Consider the following 16,753-nt stretch of genomic DNA (forward strand, 5'->3'; position numbering starts at 1 on the left):
ATCGAGGTGCTTTGCGGGGTCAGGAAGTGCAAGATCGCGGGACGCCCGGGCGGGGCGGGGGTGGGGGTCAGCGGGGGGCGGGGGTTATGACGGAGTTGGTGAGGCGGTCGTGTAGGCCACGGCGATTGTGGTCCATGAGGAGGGCGGGGACCACCAGGGCCAGGAGCACGCCACGCAGGAGGGCGCGCAGCAGGCCGATGCGGCCGCCGTCGGACCAGGCCACGCAGCGGATCCGGGTCAGGTACATGCCCGGGGTCTGGGCGAACAGGCCGAGGAAGATGGCGTACTCGACGATCAGTACGAGCACCGGCGCCCAGCCGTCACGTGTCGGGCTGGCGAACAGGCCGGCGGCGAGCAGGCAGAGCACCCAGTCGATGATCAGCGCTCCGAAGCGGCGGCCCAGTTCGGCCGGTACGAAGTCGGGGTCGGCTGCGGGCGGCGTCGAAGCGTGCGGCTGGGTTGTCACAGCGGCCAAGATTACTCAGCGCTGCCCTACCGGCCCGGAACAGGTCCGTGCGCGTGGCGTGGAATCGGACCAATAGCAGGAAGTTTCACTAGACTGGCACAGCCGGACCAGTCCCTCCGGTTTCGGCGTCCGCATTATGTCAGCCGTGACACACCGCGAGGGACGTAACACGGCAGAAACACTGGAGACATGGCCGGGCAACCCCACGGCCATAGCGTCGCCAGGAGCCGAGCTACCCGTGGACGTGCCAGGAGGACTAGTGTTCGCCAATCCCGAGGAACTCCTGCGTTACCTCAAGAACGAGGACGTAAAGTTCGTCGACGTTCGTTTCTGTGACCTACCCGGCGTCATGCAGCACTTCAACCTGCCGGTGGAGTCTGTCGACGAGGGTTTCTTCACCGACGGTCTCGCCTTCGACGGATCGTCGATCCGCGGTTTCCAGGCGATCCACGAGTCGGACATGCTCCTTCTCCCGGACGTCGCGACCGCCTTCATCGACCCCTTCCGCGCGCAGAAGACCCTCGCGCTGAACTTCTTCATCCACGACCCGTTCACCCGCGAGGCGTACTCCCGTGACCCGCGCAACGTGGCGAAGAAGGCCGAGGCGTACCTCGCCGCCAGCGGCATCGCGGACACCGCGTACTTCGGTGCCGAGGCGGAGTTCTACATCTTCGACTCGATCCGCCACGAGACCTCGGCGCACCAGTCGTTCTACTACATCGACTCGATCGAGGGCGCCTGGAACACCGGCCGCGAGGAAGAGGGCGGCAACCGCGGCTACAAGACCGCGTACAAGGGTGGTTACTTCCCGGTGCCGCCGGTGGACCACTACGCCGACCTGCGCGACTCGATCGTGCGGCGCCTGATCGACACCGGCTTCACCGTCGAGCGCTCGCACCACGAGGTCGGCACTGCCGGCCAGGCGGAGATCAACTACAAGTTCTCCACCCTGCTGCACGCCGGCGACCAGATGCAGCTGTTCAAGTACATCGTCAAGAACCAGGCCTGGGCCGCCGGCAAGACCGCGACCTTCATGCCGAAGCCGCTCTTCGGCGACAACGGCTCGGGCATGCACACCCACCAGAGCCTCTGGCTCAACGGTGAGCCGCTGTTCTACGACGAGACCGGTTACGCCGGCCTGTCGGAGACCGCCCGCTGGTACATCGGCGGTCTGCTGCACCACGCCCCGTCGCTGCTGGCCTTCACCAACCCGACGGTCAACTCGTACCGTCGCCTGGTGCCGGGCTTCGAGGCGCCGGTCAACCTGGTCTACTCGCAGCGCAACCGCTCCGCCTGCACCCGCATCCCGGTCACCGGCAGCAACCCGAAGGCCAAGCGCGTCGAGTTCCGCGTGCCGGACCCGTCGGCAAACGTCTACCTCGCCTTCTCGGCGATGCTGATGGCCGGCCTGGACGGCATCAAGAACAAGATCGAGCCGCCGGCTCCGATCGACAAGGACCTCTACGACCTCCCGCCGGAGGAGTGGGGCGACGTGAAGCAGGTGCCGGGCTCGCTGCCGGCGGTGCTGGACTCGCTGGAGGCCGACCACGACTACCTGCTCGACGGCGGGGTCTTCACCCCGGACCTGATCTCCACCTGGGTCGACTGGAAGCGGGCCAACGAGGTCGACCCGGTGCGTCTGCGCCCGACCCCGCACGAGTTCGCCATGTACTTCGACTGCTGATCACGATCAGCTCCCGTTCGGGCCGGCTCCGCGTTCGCGGGGCCGGCCCGAACGCGTCGGGGGTCATCCGAGAACTGCTGCGTCACCCCTGTCCGGTCATCCTGTCGAAGCTGCCGCAGACTGAGCCGGCAACCTGACAGAAGATCGACAGGAGAGTGTCATGAGCGTCCGCGGAATCGACCGGTCGCCGACCCGGCTGGAGGCCGCCAAGGCGTACGCGGAGCACGCCTGGGGACCGGGCAGCGCCAAGCGGGTGGCCACATTCGACAACGGCACCCCGTACGTGCGGGCGGGGTTGGTGGCGCGGTTCGTGACCTGGTTCGTCGACGCGGTGGTGTGCCTGTTCGGGGTGGGGGTCTGTGTCGTCGTGCTGGCTCTGCTGCACGACGGTGGGCAGGGCCTCGCCATCGATGCCGTCGCCGTGCTGGCGATCGCGTCGTGCTTCGTGGTGCCGATGCTGTACGGCCTGGGCTACGGCAACGGCCGCGCGCTCGGTGCGGTCCTCACCGGTACGCAGCTGGTACGGGCCAGGGACGGCGGGCGCATCGGCCTGAAGGGGTGCTGGGCCATGGTGGTCCGGACGGTGTTCATGCCGATCGTGTTCGGCATCGTGGTGCTGAGCGAGGCGACCGGGTTGGGAGTGGCCGGTTCCCCGGCGCGGACCAGCATCGATCGGGCCGCCACCCGACACCTGCACGCCGCCGGCATCCAGTGACCCCCAATACCTTCGCGTCCGATATATTCGGGCCATGGATACGCCGCTACGCGAACCGACCTACCTCATCCTCACCGCGCTCGCTCGCGAGCCGATGCACGGTTACGCGATCATCGGCGAGGTCGCCGCTCTCTCCGACGGACGGCTCTCGCTGCGCCCCGGCACCCTCTACGGTGCACTGGACCGGCTCACCGACGCCGAGCTGGTGGAACTCGACCGCGAGGAGACCGTCGACGGGCGGCTGCGCCGCTACTACCGCCTCTCCCCCAGCGGGGCGAGCATCCTCGCCGCCGAGACCGAACGACTGCGGCGCAACGTCGAAGCGGCCACCGCTCGGCTGCGCGCCCGCAAGGCCCAGGCGCTGACTCCGCGTACGGTCGGGGGGTTGGCATGAACGAGTTGGAGCGACGCTACCGACGCCTGCTGCGGGCGTACCCGGCGAACTACCGGCGCGAACGCGGCGACGAGATCATCGGGACGTACCTCGACCTGGCCGGACCGGATCGGCGCCGGCCCTCCCTCGCGGAGGCCGCGGACCTCGGGCGCGGCGGTCTGCGTCAGCGGCTGCGCGCGGCCGGCGCCACCGACCTGATTCCCGGGGTACGCCTGGCCGGACTACTCGCCCTGACCACCGCCGCCTTCCTCGCCGGCTTCTGGGTGCTCGCCGAGCAGCATCTGCCGCCCGCTGAGGCGGGGGTGCCGGTGTTCGGCCCGTTCGTCTCGGTCGGCATCGTCGCGTGGTGCGGCTGGCTGATCGCCGTGCTGGTCGCCGCCGTCGCACCGGGCCGACCCGCCCGCGTGGCGATCGGCGTGGCGTTGCTGGTGACCGCAGCGGTGCCGGTAGTGAGCGCGCTCGCCGGTGTGCCACGGCCACCGCTGCTGGTGTTGGTCCCGGTGGTCGCGCTCGGGGTGCTGGCGCTCGCGGTCGATGACCACCTTTCGGTGCTGGCCCGAGTTCTGCCGGTGACAGCGGCGACCGTCGGTGGCTTCCTCTCCTACGCGATGGGGGTCGGTGCGTACTGGGGCGCCTACCGTGGCCCGGGCGAGGAACTTCAGCCGCCCATCGGCACGGTGCTGCTGCTGGTCGTGCTCCTGCTGGCGATCGGGCTGGGCATGCGGCGGGACGCGCGGGGCGGGTGGGCCGTGGTGACTCTGCTCACCCCGGTCGGCCTGCTCAACGTGCACCTGCTGGCCGGGGCGGTGGACGGTCTCGCCAGTGGTGCCCCACGCCCCACGTACCCGACGATGGTCGGCACCGCACTCGTTGTCGCCCTGCTCGGGCCGGCCCTGCTGCCGGCCGCCGTCGCCCTGCGCCGCCGCCTGGGCACCCCGTCCGCCGCCGCCCCCTGCCCCACCTGCGGCAGACACCGCTGACCGGCGGTCAGGGAGGGCGTCGTAGCCAGGAGGGTGCGCGGAGCACGACGGCCAGCACCAGCAGGGTCATCGCCACCGCGCCGGGTGCCTTCACCAGCCGGGCCACGTTGCTGCCGTCCGGCAGGGCGAGGAAGGAGGCCGCCGCGCAGGGCAGCGCGAACCAGGCCGTACGCGTCGCCGTCACCGCGAGCAGCGCCAGCGGCCAGGTCGCGTACCAGGGGTGGAACACCGGCGCGAGAACCACGGTCGCCACCAACGCCATGCCGGCGGCGCCGAGGATCAACCGCCGCTCCCCCGTCGGTGTCACCGGGTCGGCGGGCCGCACCACGCCGGCCCGTGAAGCCAACCTCATGACCCAATCGCCGTCCGACGTCAACGATCGGTTGGCGGGGGTGCGGAGGGCGGACCAGGTTCGGCACCAGAGCAGGACGAGGAACGCGGCCAGCACCACCAGGCCGACGACACGGGCGACCGGCACTGCGCCGAGGTGTCGACCGGCCAACTTCCCGACGTAGTCCACGACCATGCCGACCGCCGTCGGCGGCGAGGTCCACTGCACGGTGTCCCCGCTGCTGCCCAGCCCACCGATCCAGCCCAGCCCGAGACCGGACAGCAGCGAGGTCACCACCAGCGCGCCGACCACCCCGACGGCGAGGAGGCCACCGTCGCGCAGCAGCGCCGCGACCGTGTGTCGACCGCGTACCGCGGCCAGCGCCGCGAACGGCAGCACCACCACGGCGGTGGCCTTCACCGACACCGCCAGCCCGAGCAGCACCCCGGCAACCGTCACCGCCCCCGGACGATTTGGCAGCAGCCGGCCGGGAGGGTGGACCAGGAGCAGGAGGCCGGGCAGGAGCAGGCCGAGCATCACCGCGTCGTTGTGCGCACCGGCCACCAGGTGCACGCCGACCAGCGGGCAGGCCAGCACCAGCCAGGTCGCCCGCCGGGGCGGCACGCCGGCCGCCCGGGCCAGCCCGGGCAGGCAGAGCGCCGCCACCAGCAACCCGGCCACCGCCAGCACCCGCAGCAGCGCCACCGTGCCGACCAGGCCACCACCGAGCACCACGGCCAGGGCGCCGAGCAGCACGAAGAACGGGCCGTACGGGGCGGCCGTGTCCCGCCAGACCGGCGCGACCGTGTCCAGCCAGGGGCAGCCGGCCGCGGCCACCCCGATGGCGTACGGGTCACCACCATCGGCGTACACCCAACCCTGGCAGGCGTACGAGTAGACGTCCCGGCTGCCCAACGGGGCGCTGACCAACAGCGGCAGCGCCCACAGCCCCGCAGTCCGGTACGCCCACGACACCGACGGTGCACCGCCGCGCAGCGCCCACCAGGCACCGACCATGGCGGTGGTGCCGGCCAGCCACAGGATCACGGTCAGCGGGCCGTCGACCGCAGGGTTGGTGGTCCGCTCCGGCAGCGCACCGCCCAGGAAGGAGGCGGTAGCCAGCAGCACCGCTCCGGCCAGCCCGACCCACCGCACGACCCGGTCACGGCCGGTGACCGAACCGGCCCCGCGATCGGTGGCCGAGCCCTCGTCGCCGGTGGTCGAGCCGGCCTCGGGGGTGGAGGCCGGGTCGGGGTGGGGGGCGCCGGGTTCGGTCACCGGCGTACCTCTCCTCAGTCCACGGGAACGGGTCGGCGAGTCGCCCGAGCCGACCGTACCAAGCGAACCGCCACCACGATCACGAACAGTGTCATCAGCGGCGCACCTATCGTCTTGGTGTGCCGGGGCAGCCCGGTGCCGTCGGCGAGCACGTGGAACGCCGAGTACACGGTCACCGCGCTGAACCACCACGTTTTGTGGGCGGTGGCGGCGAGCAGGACCAGCGGCCAGAACCAGTACCACGGGTGGAACAGCGGGGCCAGCGCCACCGCCGCGGTCAGGGCCAGCGCGGCGTGCCACAGCGGTTCGCGGTAGCGGGCCCGGAACCACAGCCAGACCAGCAGCGCCGCCAGCACCACCATGGCGATGCCGCGGGTCACCGGCAGCGCGTCGATGTGCAGGCCGAACGGCAACGCCAGGTAGCCGATGGTCTGCCCGACGGCGGTCGGTGGCGAGGTCCAGGCGATCACCTCGTTGCCGTGCGAGAGCCCGGTGATCCAGCCGAGGTCCAGGCCGGCGGCGAGGGTCACCCCGAACAGGGTGGCCACCGCGCCACCGACCACCGGCGTACCGTCGCGCAGCAGGCCGCGCAGCGAGAAGCCGTTCGGGATCGCCGCCAGCGCCGCGAACGGGACCACCACCAGCGCGGTGACCTTGATGCCGGCGGCCAGGCCGAGCACCACCCCACCGGCCAGCAGGTGCCAGGTGCGTCCCGGCCAGGTGACCACGATGGCCAGCCCGGCCACCATCAGCCCGACCATCATCGCGTCGTTGTGCACCCCGGAGATCAGGTGCACCCCCACCAGCGGGCTGGCCAGGGCCAGCCAGAGCGCCCGACCGACCGGCACGCCGCAGCGGCGGGCCAGCACCGGAAGGCAGGCCGCCGTCAGCACCACGCCGGCCACCGCGAGCACCCGGAACAACGCGATGCTGCCGAACAGCGACCCGGTCGCGGCGACCACCGCGCCGGAGATCACCACGAACAGCGGACCGTACGGCGCCGGGGTGTCCCGCCAGATGTACGACATGGTGTCCAGCCAGGGGCAGGGCAGGGTGGACACGCCGTACTCGTACGGGCTGATGCCGTTGGCGTAGCTCGCCCCCTGGCAGGCGTACGCGTACGCGTCGCGGCTGCCCAGCGGCGGGGTGACCAGGAAGGGCAGGATCCACAGCGCGGCGGTGGTCAACGCCCAGCGGGCCGACGGCACCCGGTCCCGCAGCACCCACCAGGCCACCGACATGGCGATGGTGCCGAACAACCACAACCCGATGATCCACGGTCCGTTCGGGCCCAACCAGATCTTCACCGGGTCGGGTCGCAGGTCCCCGTCGGGCAGGGCTCCGCCGAGGAAGGCAGCCACCGCCAACATGATCGATCCGGCTAGTCCAGTCCAGCGCACGAGGTGATGGGGCACGCCCGCCATGCTGCCAGTACCGTGAGCGCGGGGCGGAGGTGGGCATGCGGGGCTCGCGGGTGGTGGCGCTGGTCGCCGCGTTTGCCGGTGCGCTCGGTGTGGCGTACCTCATCCTCCCGGCGATGGGTTCGGACCTGGCGGCGCAGGTGGCCCGGGCCGACTTCTTCGCCGCGCACGGCGCGACCCCGGTCGACCTTCGCTGGTACGGCGGGGTCCAGCAGTTCGGCTACAGCCTGCTCGCCCAGCCGGTGATGGCCCTGCTCGGGGTACGCCTCACCGGTGTGCTCGCCCTGGTCGCGGCGGCCGCTCTGTTCGCCGCCCTGCTGGTCCGTACCCGGGTGCCCCGGCCATTGCTCGGCAGCCTGGTCGGGGTGATCACCATCGCCGGCAACCTGGTCTCCGGCCGGATCACGTACGGCCTCGGGGTGGCCTTCGGCCTGGCCGCCCTGCTCGCCCTGACCTGGCGACCCACGCCGTCCGGCACCCCGAGGCCCACCCCGACGTCCAGGCAGAACGAACCCGACCCGACGTCCAGGCAGAACGAACCCGACCCGGCGGCCGGGCGGGACGGGATCGACGCGGTACCGGCTCGGGTCGGTGGTCGGTGGCCGCTCGTGCTGGCCGGGGTCGGGGCGCTGCTGGCCTCGGCGACCAGTCCGGTGGCCGGCCTCTTCGTCGGTCTGGCCGGCGTCGCCCTGCTGCTGTCGCGCCGGTACGCCGACGGGCTGACCCTGGCGGTGACCGCCGCCCTGCCGTTGGGCGTGACCGCGCTGCTGTTCAGCGACGGCGGCTGGATGAACATCAGCCGTACCGACACGATCCGGGCGACGGTGACCGCCCTGCTGGTGGCCGCGCTGGTCGGGTACCGGCCGGTGCGGATCGGGGCGCTGCTGGCCGCCGGTGGGGTGGTCGCGGCGGCGCTTGTGCACACCCCGGTCGGCCTGAACGCCACCCGCCTGGCGACCATGTTCGCGCTGCCGTTGCTGGCCGCCGCCGCCCACCGCCCCGCCTGGCTCGAACCGGCCCGGCGAACGGGCCGCCCCGCCCCGGCAGCCCAACCACCGCCCGCACCAGCAGCCCCGCCACCGCCCGGCCCGCCTGCCCTGCCGCCGCCGGTGGGTGCGATGCCGCGACGGATCGGGGCGGTCGCGTTGGCTGTGCTGCTGGCGGTGGTGTGCTGGTGGCAGCCGCCGGTGGTCCCTGCCGACCTGCGCAGCATCGGCGATCCGACAAACGCTCGGGGCTACTTCGCCCCGCTGCGCGCCGAACTGGATCGGCGCGGGCTCACCGGTCGGCTGGAGGTGCCGCCGACCCGCAACTACTGGGAGGCGGCCCGGCTGGGCGAGGTGCCGCTGGCCCGGGGTTGGCTGCGGCAGGCCGACATCGACCGCAACCCGCTGTTCTTCACCACCGTGCCCGGCGCTACCGGCACCGGCGTGCCGCTGACCGTCGACAGCTACCGGGCCTGGCTGGACGACAACGCGGTGCAGTACGTCGCGGTGCCGGACGCCCCGCTGTCCTGGGTCGGTCGGGCGGAGGCTGACCTGGTCGACGGCGGCCTGCCGTACCTGACCGAGGTCTGGTCCGACCGGCACTGGCGGCTGTACGCGGTGACCGACCCGACGCCCCTGGTCGGGGTGCCCGGCGAGTTGCTGCACACCGACGGAGCCTCGGTCACGTTCCGCACCACGGGTGCCGCGACAGTGCCGGTGCGGGTCCGGCACAGCCGCTGGTTGACCGCCTCCGGCGACGCCACCGTCTCCGCCGACGGGAACTGGACGGCGGTCACGGTGCCGCGCGCCGGCACGTACACCCTCGGCAGCTGATCCGGCTCCCCCGCCCATAACCGTTACCGGCGTTAATAAGGGGCCCTTCCTCTACCGCAGGCGTTAATAAGGTGCCCTTCCTTACATCTCCAGGACGCGTTCGGCGGCGGTGCGGGAGCGGCGGCCGGTGCGCAGGTACTCGTCGAGGAACTCGCCGGGGTCCTCGGCACCGAGCAGCCGCACCACGCCGGCCAGTTCCACGCCGTGTCGGGGCAACTGGTCGCCGGCCCGACCCCGGACCAGCATCAGCGCGTTGCGGACCTGCGCCGCGAGGGTCCACCCGGCCGCCATCGCCTCGGCGTCCGCCGGGTCGACCAGGCCCAGGTCACGGGCGGCGGTGAGGGCGTCGAGGGTACGGGTGCCACGCAGCGCCGGGTACGCCCCGGCGTGGCGCAGTTGGAGCAGCTGCACCGCCCACTCGACGTCGGCCAGGCCGCCCCGGCCCAGTTTGGTGTGGGTGGCCGGGTCGGCGCCCCGGGGCAGCCGCTCGGTCTCCACCCGTGCCTTGATCCGGCGGATCTCGATGATCTGTTCCCGGGTCAGCCCGTCGGCCGGGTACCGGACCGGGTCGACGAGCTGTTCGAAGCGGGTGCCCAGGTCGGCGTCGCCGCAGACGCAGCGGGCCCGTAGCAGCGCCTGTGCCTCCCACACCCTCGACCAGCGGGCGTAGTACTGCTGGTAGGCGGCGAGGCTGCGGACCAGTGGCCCCTGCCGGCCCTCCGGGCGCAGGTCGGCGTCGACGCCGAGCGGCGGGTCGGGCGCGGGCATGCCGAGCAGTCGGCGCAGTTCCTCGGCGATGGCCTGGGCGGCGGCGCTGGCAGCGCTCTCGCTGACACCTTCGGGGGGCTCGTAGACGAACAGCACGTCGGCGTCGGAGAGGTAGTTGGATTCGTACCCACCGAGGCGGCCCATGCCGATCACCGCGAACTTCAGGCCCGGCATCGGCGGCTGGGCGGCCCGGGCGGTGCGCAGCGCGGCGGCGAGGGTGGCGTCGGTGACGTCGGAGAGGGCGGTGCCGACCGCGGTGATGTCGGCCAGTCCGGGGGTGATTCGTTCACCGTCGCCCCGCGAGGGTGCCAGCGAACCGGCCCGGCTGAGCACGTCGGCGCAGGCGAGACGGAGCAGTTCCCGGCGACGCAGCGCGCGGACCGCCCGGGTGGCCTCGACCGGGTCGGTGTGCCGGCCCGCTGCGGCGGCGAACCCGTCGCAGAGCACGTCGCGGGGCCGGGCACGCAGCTCGCTCTCCTCGGCCAGCATGCGCAACGCCTCCGGCTCGCGGGCGAGCAGGTCGGCCGCGTACCGGGAGGAAGAGAGCACCCGGGCCAGGCGGCGGGCCACCGGCCCGGAGTCGCGCAGCAGCCGCAGATACCAGGGGGTGCTGCCGAGGGAGTCGGAGACCTGGCGGTAGTTGAGCAGACCCCGGTCCGGTTCGGGGGCGTCGGCGAACTCGCTGAGCAGCACCGGCAGCAGGGTGCGCTGGATCGCGGCGGTGCGGCTCACCCCGCCGGTGAGGGCCTGGAGGTGACGCAGCGCCCCGGCGGGGTCGGCGAAGCCGAGGATCTCCAGCCGGTTGCGGGCCGCCTCGGGGGTCAGCCGCAGACCGTCGGCCGGCACCCGGGCCACCGACTCCAGCAGCGGGCGGTAGAGCAGCTTGGCGTGCAGCCGGCGTACCTCGGTGGCGTGGGTGTTCCACTCGGCACGGAAGGCCTCGACGGCGCTGCGTCCCGGGCTGGCGGCGTACCCGAGGGCGGTGGCCAGCCACTTCAACGCGCCCGGATCGGTGGGCACGGTGTGGGTTCGCCGCAGGCCCTGCAGTTGCAGGCGGTGCTCGACGCCGCGCAGGAAACGGTAGCCGCGCAGCAGCGCCTCCCCGTCGGCCCGGCCGACGTAGCCGCCGGTGACAAGCGCCCGCAGGGCGGGGATGGTGCCGGGGGTACGCAGCGACTCGTCGCCACGCCCGTGCACCAGTTGGAGCAGTTGCACCGCGAACTCGATGTCCCGCAGCCCACCGGGGCCGCGTTTGATCTCGCGCTCCAACTCCTTCGGCGGAATATGGTCGATGATCTTGCGACGCATCGCCCGGACGTCCTCGACCGCTTCCGGGCGCTCGGCTGCCTGCCAGAGCAGCGGGGCCAGCGTGTCGATCCACTCCTGACCCAGCGCCAGGTCGCCGGCGGCCGGGCGGGCCTTGAGCAGGGCCTGGAACTCCCAGGTGCGGGCCCAGCGGCGGTAGTACGCCAGGTGGCTGGCCAGGGTCCGCACCAGCGGACCCCGGTTGCCCTCAGGACGCAGCGCGGCGTCGACCGGCCAGGCCACCAGCCCGCAGATGTGGATCAGCCGGGTGGCCACTGTGGTGGCCGCGGCGAGGTCGTCGTCCTCGGCCGCCACGAAGATCACGTCCACGTCGGAGACGTAGTTGAGTTCGCCGCCACCGCACTTGCCCATCGCCACCACGGCCAGCCGGGGCTCGGCGGTGCCCTCGGGCAGCTCGGTCACGGCGATGTCGTAGGCGGCGGACAGGGTGGCGTCGGCCAGCGCGGAGAGGGCGACCATGGTCTGCTCCAGGCCACGCCCGCCGGTCAGGTCGGCCGCCGCGATCCGCAACAACGCCAGCCGGTACGCCCGGCGCAGCACCGCCACCGGGTTGCCGTCACCTGTCGTGTCGAGTCGCCCGTCGGCGGTCGGCGCGAGCCCGTCCGGCTCGGTGCGCAGCACCGCCCACTGGTCGGGGTTGGCGACGAGATGGTCACCCAACGCCGAGGAGGCCCCCAGCACCGCGATCAGCCGGCGGCGCAGCCCCGGATCGTCGTGCAGGGCCGCGAGCAACGCCGAACCCGCCCCGATACCGCCCGAGCCGATGCCGCCGGCACCGTTGCCGCCGCCCGTCGAGTCCGAGCCGCCCGTCGTGCCGGCACCGGCCGCGGTGCCGTTGCCGCCGGTCTGGGCGCGGCGTTCCGCCTCGACGAGGCGGTGCAGTTGGCGCAGCGCCAGGTCCGGGTCGGCGGCCCGGGACAGCGCGGTGAGCAACTCCTGGGCCGCCTCGCCGGTCGGTTCCTGGGTCTGCGGTCGCCACAGGTCCAGGCCGGTCGGGCCGAGCAGGTCGGCGGCACGGGCACCGCCGTCGGAGTCGGTGACGTCGAAGCCGTACCGGGCGAGCCGGCCGGTGGCGCTTGTCGGCCGGCCCATCAGTGCCCGAGCAGCGGCAGCGTGCGGCGCGGCCCGTCGTCGTCCAGTTCGCCGAGGGCCAGCGCGGCGAACCGGGCGGCGAACGGTTGCCAGGCCTCTTCCACATCGACCATCACCGCGTCGCAGGCGGCGACCACCAGGTCCGGGTCGTAGCCCAGCTCGGCAAGCAACGCCGAGTCGGTGGCCCAGTCGGCGATCATCGCGGTGTCGCACTCGATGTGGAACTGAAGACCCCAGGCCCGGTCGCCGAGGCGGAACGCCTGGTTCGGGTAGCGGGTGGAGGCGGCCAGCAGGGTGGCACCGACGGGCAGCTCGGTGATCTCGTCGGCGTGCCACTGCAACACGTCCGGGATCAGCGGCACGTACCGGAACAGCGGATCGTTCTCGGCGGCGTCGCGCCGGCCGACCACGGCGGGGCCGACCTCCGGCCCGGCGGCACTGCGCTCGACGGTGCCGGCGTGGGCGGTGGCGAGCAGTTGCGCGCCGAGGCAGATGCCCAGGGTCGGCAGTCGGTGCCGGACCGCCTTACGCAGCAGCGCCTCCACGTCGGGGAACCAGGCAGTTGACGGCGACCCGTCGGATGTCGGGTAGGCCTGCTGGTCGCCGCCGAGCACCACGAGCGCCGCGTAGCCCGCGAGGTCGGCGGGAAGTTCGTCGCCTGCGTGCGGGCGAACCACTGACAGTTCCAGACCCGCCTCGGTCAGCCATTCCCCCAACCGCCGCGCGTCGTCGGTCGGGTCGTTCTCGATCACCAACGCAGTTCCCACGTCGTCGAGGCTATCCGGTCGGGCCGATCGGGGCCGCGCGCGGGACTAGGCTCTCCGGCTGTGTCCGACCACACCGCCGCTGACCACGTCGTACGCCCGCCGGCCCTGCGCGAGGGCGACACGGTGATGCTGGTGTCCCCCTCCGGGCCGACCCGCCCGGAGCGGGTGGCCCGGGGCATCGAACTGCTCACCGGCTGGGGTCTGCGGCCGGTGCTCGCCCGCAACGTGTACGCCCGACAGGGGTACCTGGCCGGGGTCGACGCGCTGCGCGCGGCCGACCTGAACGCCGCCTTCGCCGACCCGCAGGTACGCGGGGTCATCTGCACCCGGGGCGGCTACGGGGCGCAGCGGGTGGTGGACGCGATCGACATGGCGGCGGTACGCCGGGACCCGAAGGTGGTCGCCGGCTTCTCCGACATCACCGCCCTGCAACTGGCGCTGTGGCGGGGTGCCCGGCTGGCCGGGGTGCACGGACCGGGGGCGGCCTGGCGCGACGAGCGCACTCCGCTGGCCTCCGCCGAGTCGCTGCACGCCGCGTTGACCCGTGCCGAACCGGTCACCGTACGTGCCGTCGAGGCCGAGGAGACCTTCGCCGTACGGGTGCCGGGGCGGGCCATGGGTCGCCTGCTGGGCGGCAACCTCTGCCTGATCGTGGCCTCGCTGGGCACCCCGGACATGCCGGACCTGACCGGGGCGGTGTTGTTGCTGGAGGACGTGCAGGAGCCGCCGTACAAGGTCGATCGGATGCTGACCCAGCTGCGTCGCGCCGGGGCGTTGGCCGGGCTGGCCGGGGTGGCGGTGGGCCAGTTCACCGACTGCGCGGACGGCTGGGAGGTCAGCGTGGCCGACGTGCTCACCGAGCGCCTCGGTGACCTGGGCGTGCCGGTGCTGGGCGGGCTGCCGATCGGCCACGGCCCCGGTCAGCTCTCCGTCCCGGTGGGCACCCTGGCCACCCTCGACGCGGACGCCGGCACCCTCACCGTGGCTTCCGCCGTTTGCTGACCGGCTGTCCCCGTACCGGCCACCGAGGTCGGACATGTCCGGTTTTGCGGCGGCTGATTGCCAGCTCGCTGACAGGTTCGGCATGGGCCTCACCCAGACTGGCCGGTCACTGTCGGTGACGTCATCGCATCACCGACGAGTTGGAGGACCGATGTCCCGCACGATTTCGAAGAAGCACCTGCTGGGCGGACTGGCTGCCGCGGGTGTGCTCGCCGTGGGGATCGCCGCTCCCACCGTGGCGCTCGCCGACGACAAGGCCACCCCGAGCCCGAGCGCCAGCACGAGCGCCGAGGACCGCAAGGGCGAGCAGCGGCCGGAGCGCGGAGAGCGTCACCAGGCGTTCGCCGAGGCGCTGGCCGAGGAGTTGGGCGTGCCCGCCGACAAGGTGACCGAGGCCCTGGAGAAGCTCCGCGAGCAGCACAAGCCGCAGGGCAAGCCGGAAGGCGAGCGCCCCGAGGGTCGCGGTGGAAACCAGCACCGTGGCGGCGAGCACAAGCGCGGTGGCGACCGCGGGCCGCAGCACTCCCCCGAGGACCGCAAGGAGGCCATGGCCGAGCGGCTCGCCAAGGCGGTCGAGGAGGGCATGCTCACCCAGGAGCAGGCCGACGCGATCACCGCGGCCGTCGAGGCCGGCGTCTTCGGTGGCCCCGGTGCCAAGGGCGACAAGGCCGGTCAGGACGACACCGCCGGCAAGTGACACCGGGTACGTGACCGTCGGGTGACACCGGGCAGGACGGGTACGGCATCCCGCCGACATCCCCCCGGACACGACACACCCCGGTCGGGCAGGTGCCCGACCGGGGTGGCTGCTCGATCAGCTCAGGCGATGCAGGCGCAGACGATGAGCGCGGCACCGAAGTGGCTGGCGGCGCTGACCTTCGCCACCGGGTGCGGCTCGTCGGAGCAGACCACCTCGCCGAGCTTGCCCGGGGTGAGCAGGTCCAGCACGACGAAGGCAAGCGCCATGATGCCGAGACCGATCAGTCCGAACAGCACAGTGGACGCCAGCCCCTTGGCAAAGTCGTGGTAGCTGGTCAGGATCGCGGTGAACACGATCCCGGCGACGCCGAGCTGGTTGGCGGCGAGCAGCAACCCGGCGTTGGCGTTACGGCGTACCCAGATCAGGTCCCGCAGCTTGCCTGGGGTGAGCAGGTCGACCAGTCCGAAGCCGGCGGCCATCAGGCCGACGCCGACGACACCGAACACCACACTCTGCCAGGCTCCGCTGAGCAGATCCTCCAACACCGACTGCCTCCCCGACCGTCATCTCCGGCCGGCAGGGCGCCGGCACGGTGATCGAGACGATAGCGGCAGGCCGCAACGGCCGGCAGCGGTGGTCTGGTTACAGCGACAGGTAGTGCTGACGCTCGTACGGGGTGACCTCGCGGCGGTACTGCTCCCACTCGGAGCGCTTGTTGCGCAGGAAGAAGTCGAAGACGTGCTCGCCGAGCACCTCGGCGACCAGTTCCGAGCCGGCCATCACGTCGATCGCCTCGGCCAGGTTCTCCGGCAGCGGCTCGTACCCCATGGCTCGCCGTTCGGCGCTGCTCAGCGCCCAGACGTCGTCCTCCGCGCCCGGCGGCAGCTCGTACCCCTCCTCGATGCCCTTCATGCCGGCGCCGAGCAGCACCGCGAAGGCGAGGTACGGGTTGGCCGCCGAGTCGGGCGAGCGGATCTCCACCCGGGCCGAGTTCGGCTTGCCGTACGCCGGGACGCGGACCAGCGCGGAGCGGTTCAGGTGCCCCCAGCAGACGTACGCCGGGCTCTCGGTGACCCGGTCTGGCAGCGCCTGCGGGAACAGCCGCTTGTAGGAGTTCACCCACTGGTTGGTGACCGCGGTGTACTCCCGCGCGTGCGCCAGCAGCCCGGCGATGAACGCGCGGGCCACCTTGGACAGCTTCATCGGGTCGCTGGGGTCGTGGAACGCGTTGCGCTCCCCCTCGAACAGCGACAGGTGGGTGTGCATGCCGCTGCCCGGCTGGTCGGTGAAGGGCTTGGGCATGAAGGTGGCCTGCACCCCGGTGGAGAGCGCCACCTCCTTCACCACGTGCCGGAAGGTCATGATGTTGTCGGCGGTGGTCAGCGCGTCGGCGTAGCGCAGGTCGATCTCCTGCTGGCCGGGGGCCACCTCGTGGTGGCTGTACTCCACCGAGATGCCGATGCGCTCCAGCGCGAGCACCGCCTGACGGCGGAAGTCGCGGGCCACCGCGTGGGTGGTGTGCTCGAAGTAGCCGCCGGTGTCCACCGGGATCGGCACCGAGCCGTCCGCCGGCCCGTTCTCCAGCAGGAAGAACTCGATCTCGGGGTGGGTGTAGAAGGTGAAGCCCTTCTCCGCCGCCCGGGACAGCGCCCGACGCAGCACGTGCCGCGGGTCGGCCCAGGACGGGCTGCCGTCGGGCAGCAGGATGTCGCAGAACATCCGGGCGCTCTCGCCGCTGACCCCGCCCTCGAAGGGGAACACCTGGAAGGTCGTCGGGTCGGGCATGGCCACCATGTCCGACTCGAAGACCCGGGCGAAGCCCTCGATCGCCGAGCCGTCGAACCCGATGCCCTCGTCGAAGGCGGCCTCCAACTCGGCGGGGGCGACCGAGACGCTCTTGAGCGTGCCCAGCACGTCGGTGAACCAGAGCCGGACGAAGCGGATGTCCCGCTCTTCCAGCGTACGGAGGACGAACTCCTGCTGACGGTCCACTGCCTCAACCTTCCGCG

13 protein-coding genes and 2 pseudogenes are annotated in these 16,753 nt (G+C 72.4%); 8 read left to right on the top strand and 7 right to left on the bottom strand.

All coding sequences use genetic code 11. The annotated features are described in order from the left end of the window. Window positions 1-67 precede the first annotated feature (67 nt). A complete protein-coding gene (locus tag C1A38_RS11480; protein WP_050814782.1) occupies window positions 68-403 on the bottom strand; it encodes an RDD family protein in 336 nt (111 codons plus the stop codon). 322 nt (window positions 404-725) lie between these two features. On the opposite strand from C1A38_RS11480, the gene glnA (C1A38_RS11485) reads away from it, so the two are divergent. The 4 genes from glnA (C1A38_RS11485) (at window position 726) to C1A38_RS11500 (ending at window position 4,239) form a co-directional block, all read left to right on the top strand. Further along, the gene (glnA, locus tag C1A38_RS11485) at window positions 726-2,150 is read left to right on the top strand and encodes a type I glutamate--ammonia ligase (RefSeq protein ID WP_102657836.1); all 1,425 of its coding nucleotides are present in this window, start codon (window positions 726-728) and stop codon (window positions 2,148-2,150) included. A gap of 160 nt (window positions 2,151-2,310) precedes the next feature. Then, the gene (locus C1A38_RS11490) at window positions 2,311-2,865 is read left to right on the top strand and encodes an RDD family protein (protein WP_102657837.1); all 555 of its coding nucleotides are present in this window, start codon (window positions 2,311-2,313) and stop codon (window positions 2,863-2,865) included. A 34-nt stretch (window positions 2,866-2,899) separates the two neighbouring features. Continuing rightward, a complete protein-coding gene (locus C1A38_RS11495) occupies window positions 2,900-3,259 on the top strand; it encodes a PadR family transcriptional regulator (protein WP_102657838.1) in 360 nt (119 codons plus the stop codon). Continuing rightward, window positions 3,256-4,239, top strand: a complete 984-nt coding sequence (locus C1A38_RS11500) for a hypothetical protein (RefSeq protein WP_102657839.1) — start codon at window positions 3,256-3,258, stop codon at window positions 4,237-4,239. Before C1A38_RS11495 ends, C1A38_RS11500 begins: the two co-directional genes overlap by 4 nt. A gap of 7 nt (window positions 4,240-4,246) precedes the next feature. On the opposite strand, the gene mptB (C1A38_RS11505) is transcribed toward C1A38_RS11500, so the two are convergent. Together mptB (C1A38_RS11505) and mptB (C1A38_RS11510) are read right to left on the bottom strand one after the other, a co-directional pair. After that, the gene (gene mptB, locus C1A38_RS11505; RefSeq protein ID WP_102657905.1) at window positions 4,247-5,725 is read right to left on the bottom strand and encodes a polyprenol phosphomannose-dependent alpha 1,6 mannosyltransferase MptB; all 1,479 of its coding nucleotides are present in this window, start codon (window positions 5,723-5,725) and stop codon (window positions 4,247-4,249) included. A 137-nt stretch (window positions 5,726-5,862) separates the two neighbouring features. After that, window positions 5,863-7,263: a polyprenol phosphomannose-dependent alpha 1,6 mannosyltransferase MptB gene (gene mptB / locus C1A38_RS11510; RefSeq protein WP_199180180.1), complete on the bottom strand. Its 1,401-nt coding sequence runs from the start codon at window positions 7,261-7,263 to the stop codon at window positions 5,863-5,865. A 44-nt stretch (window positions 7,264-7,307) separates the two neighbouring features. Between mptB (C1A38_RS11510) and C1A38_RS32585 the strand changes: the two are divergent. Beyond that, a pseudogene (locus tag C1A38_RS32585) lies at window positions 7,308-7,733 on the top strand (hypothetical protein); the annotation flags it as partial. Window positions 7,734-7,862: 129 nt separating this feature from the next. Continuing rightward, a pseudogene (locus tag C1A38_RS11515) lies at window positions 7,863-9,089 on the top strand (hypothetical protein); the annotation flags it as partial. 81 nt (window positions 9,090-9,170) lie between these two features. On the opposite strand, the gene C1A38_RS11520 reads toward C1A38_RS11515, so the two are convergent. Both C1A38_RS11520 and C1A38_RS11525 read right to left on the bottom strand, forming a co-directional pair. After that, a complete protein-coding gene (locus C1A38_RS11520; protein ID WP_102657842.1) occupies window positions 9,171-12,275 on the bottom strand; it encodes a bifunctional [glutamine synthetase] adenylyltransferase/[glutamine synthetase]-adenylyl-L-tyrosine phosphorylase in 3,105 nt (1,034 codons plus the stop codon). Beyond that, window positions 12,275-13,042, bottom strand: coding sequence for a type 1 glutamine amidotransferase (locus C1A38_RS11525; RefSeq protein WP_102657843.1), 768 nt, complete (start codon window positions 13,040-13,042; stop codon window positions 12,275-12,277). Before C1A38_RS11525 ends, C1A38_RS11520 begins: the two co-directional genes overlap by 1 nt. Before the next feature lie 126 nt (window positions 13,043-13,168). On the opposite strand from C1A38_RS11525, the gene C1A38_RS11530 reads away from it, so the two are divergent. Both C1A38_RS11530 and C1A38_RS11535 read left to right on the top strand, forming a co-directional pair. Beyond that, the gene (locus C1A38_RS11530; protein ID WP_102657906.1) at window positions 13,169-14,044 is read left to right on the top strand and encodes a S66 peptidase family protein; all 876 of its coding nucleotides are present in this window, start codon (window positions 13,169-13,171) and stop codon (window positions 14,042-14,044) included. A 151-nt stretch (window positions 14,045-14,195) separates the two neighbouring features. After that, window positions 14,196-14,741, top strand: coding sequence for a hypothetical protein (locus C1A38_RS11535; protein ID WP_102657844.1), 546 nt, complete (start codon window positions 14,196-14,198; stop codon window positions 14,739-14,741). Window positions 14,742-14,863: 122 nt separating this feature from the next. Here the strand turns inward: C1A38_RS11535 and C1A38_RS11540 are convergent, their stop codons facing one another. After that, window positions 14,864-15,289: a DUF350 domain-containing protein gene (locus tag C1A38_RS11540; RefSeq protein ID WP_013735226.1), complete on the bottom strand. Its 426-nt coding sequence runs from the start codon at window positions 15,287-15,289 to the stop codon at window positions 14,864-14,866. A 97-nt stretch (window positions 15,290-15,386) separates the two neighbouring features. After that, window positions 15,387-16,736, bottom strand: a complete 1,350-nt coding sequence (gene glnA, locus C1A38_RS11545; protein ID WP_013735227.1) for a type I glutamate--ammonia ligase — start codon at window positions 16,734-16,736, stop codon at window positions 15,387-15,389. Between the last annotated feature and the right edge of the window lie 17 nt (window positions 16,737-16,753).

The sequence above is a fragment of the Verrucosispora sp. ts21 genome, assembly GCF_002879555.1.
In the GTDB taxonomy this organism is placed as follows: Bacteria; Actinomycetota; Actinomycetes; order Mycobacteriales; family Micromonosporaceae; genus Micromonospora; species Micromonospora gifhornensis.

What these genes read in the sequence shown, in the direction of transcription:
- C1A38_RS11490 (WP_102657837.1), top strand. Translation starts at nt 2,311, where the DNA reads ATGAGCGTCCGCGGAATCGACCGGTCGCCGACCCGGCTGGAGGCCGCC.
- C1A38_RS11495 (WP_102657838.1), top strand. Translation starts at nt 2,900, where the DNA reads ATGGATACGCCGCTACGCGAACCGACCTACCTCATCCTCACCGCGCTC.
- C1A38_RS11500 (WP_102657839.1), top strand. Translation starts at nt 3,256, where the DNA reads ATGAACGAGTTGGAGCGACGCTACCGACGCCTGCTGCGGGCGTACCCG.
- C1A38_RS11520 (WP_102657842.1), bottom strand. Translation starts at nt 12,275, where the DNA reads ATGGGCCGGCCGACAAGCGCCACCGGCCGGCTCGCCCGGTACGGCTTC.
- C1A38_RS11530 (WP_102657906.1), top strand. Translation starts at nt 13,169, where the DNA reads ATGCTGGTGTCCCCCTCCGGGCCGACCCGCCCGGAGCGGGTGGCCCGG.
- C1A38_RS11535 (WP_102657844.1), top strand. Translation starts at nt 14,196, where the DNA reads ATGTCCCGCACGATTTCGAAGAAGCACCTGCTGGGCGGACTGGCTGCC.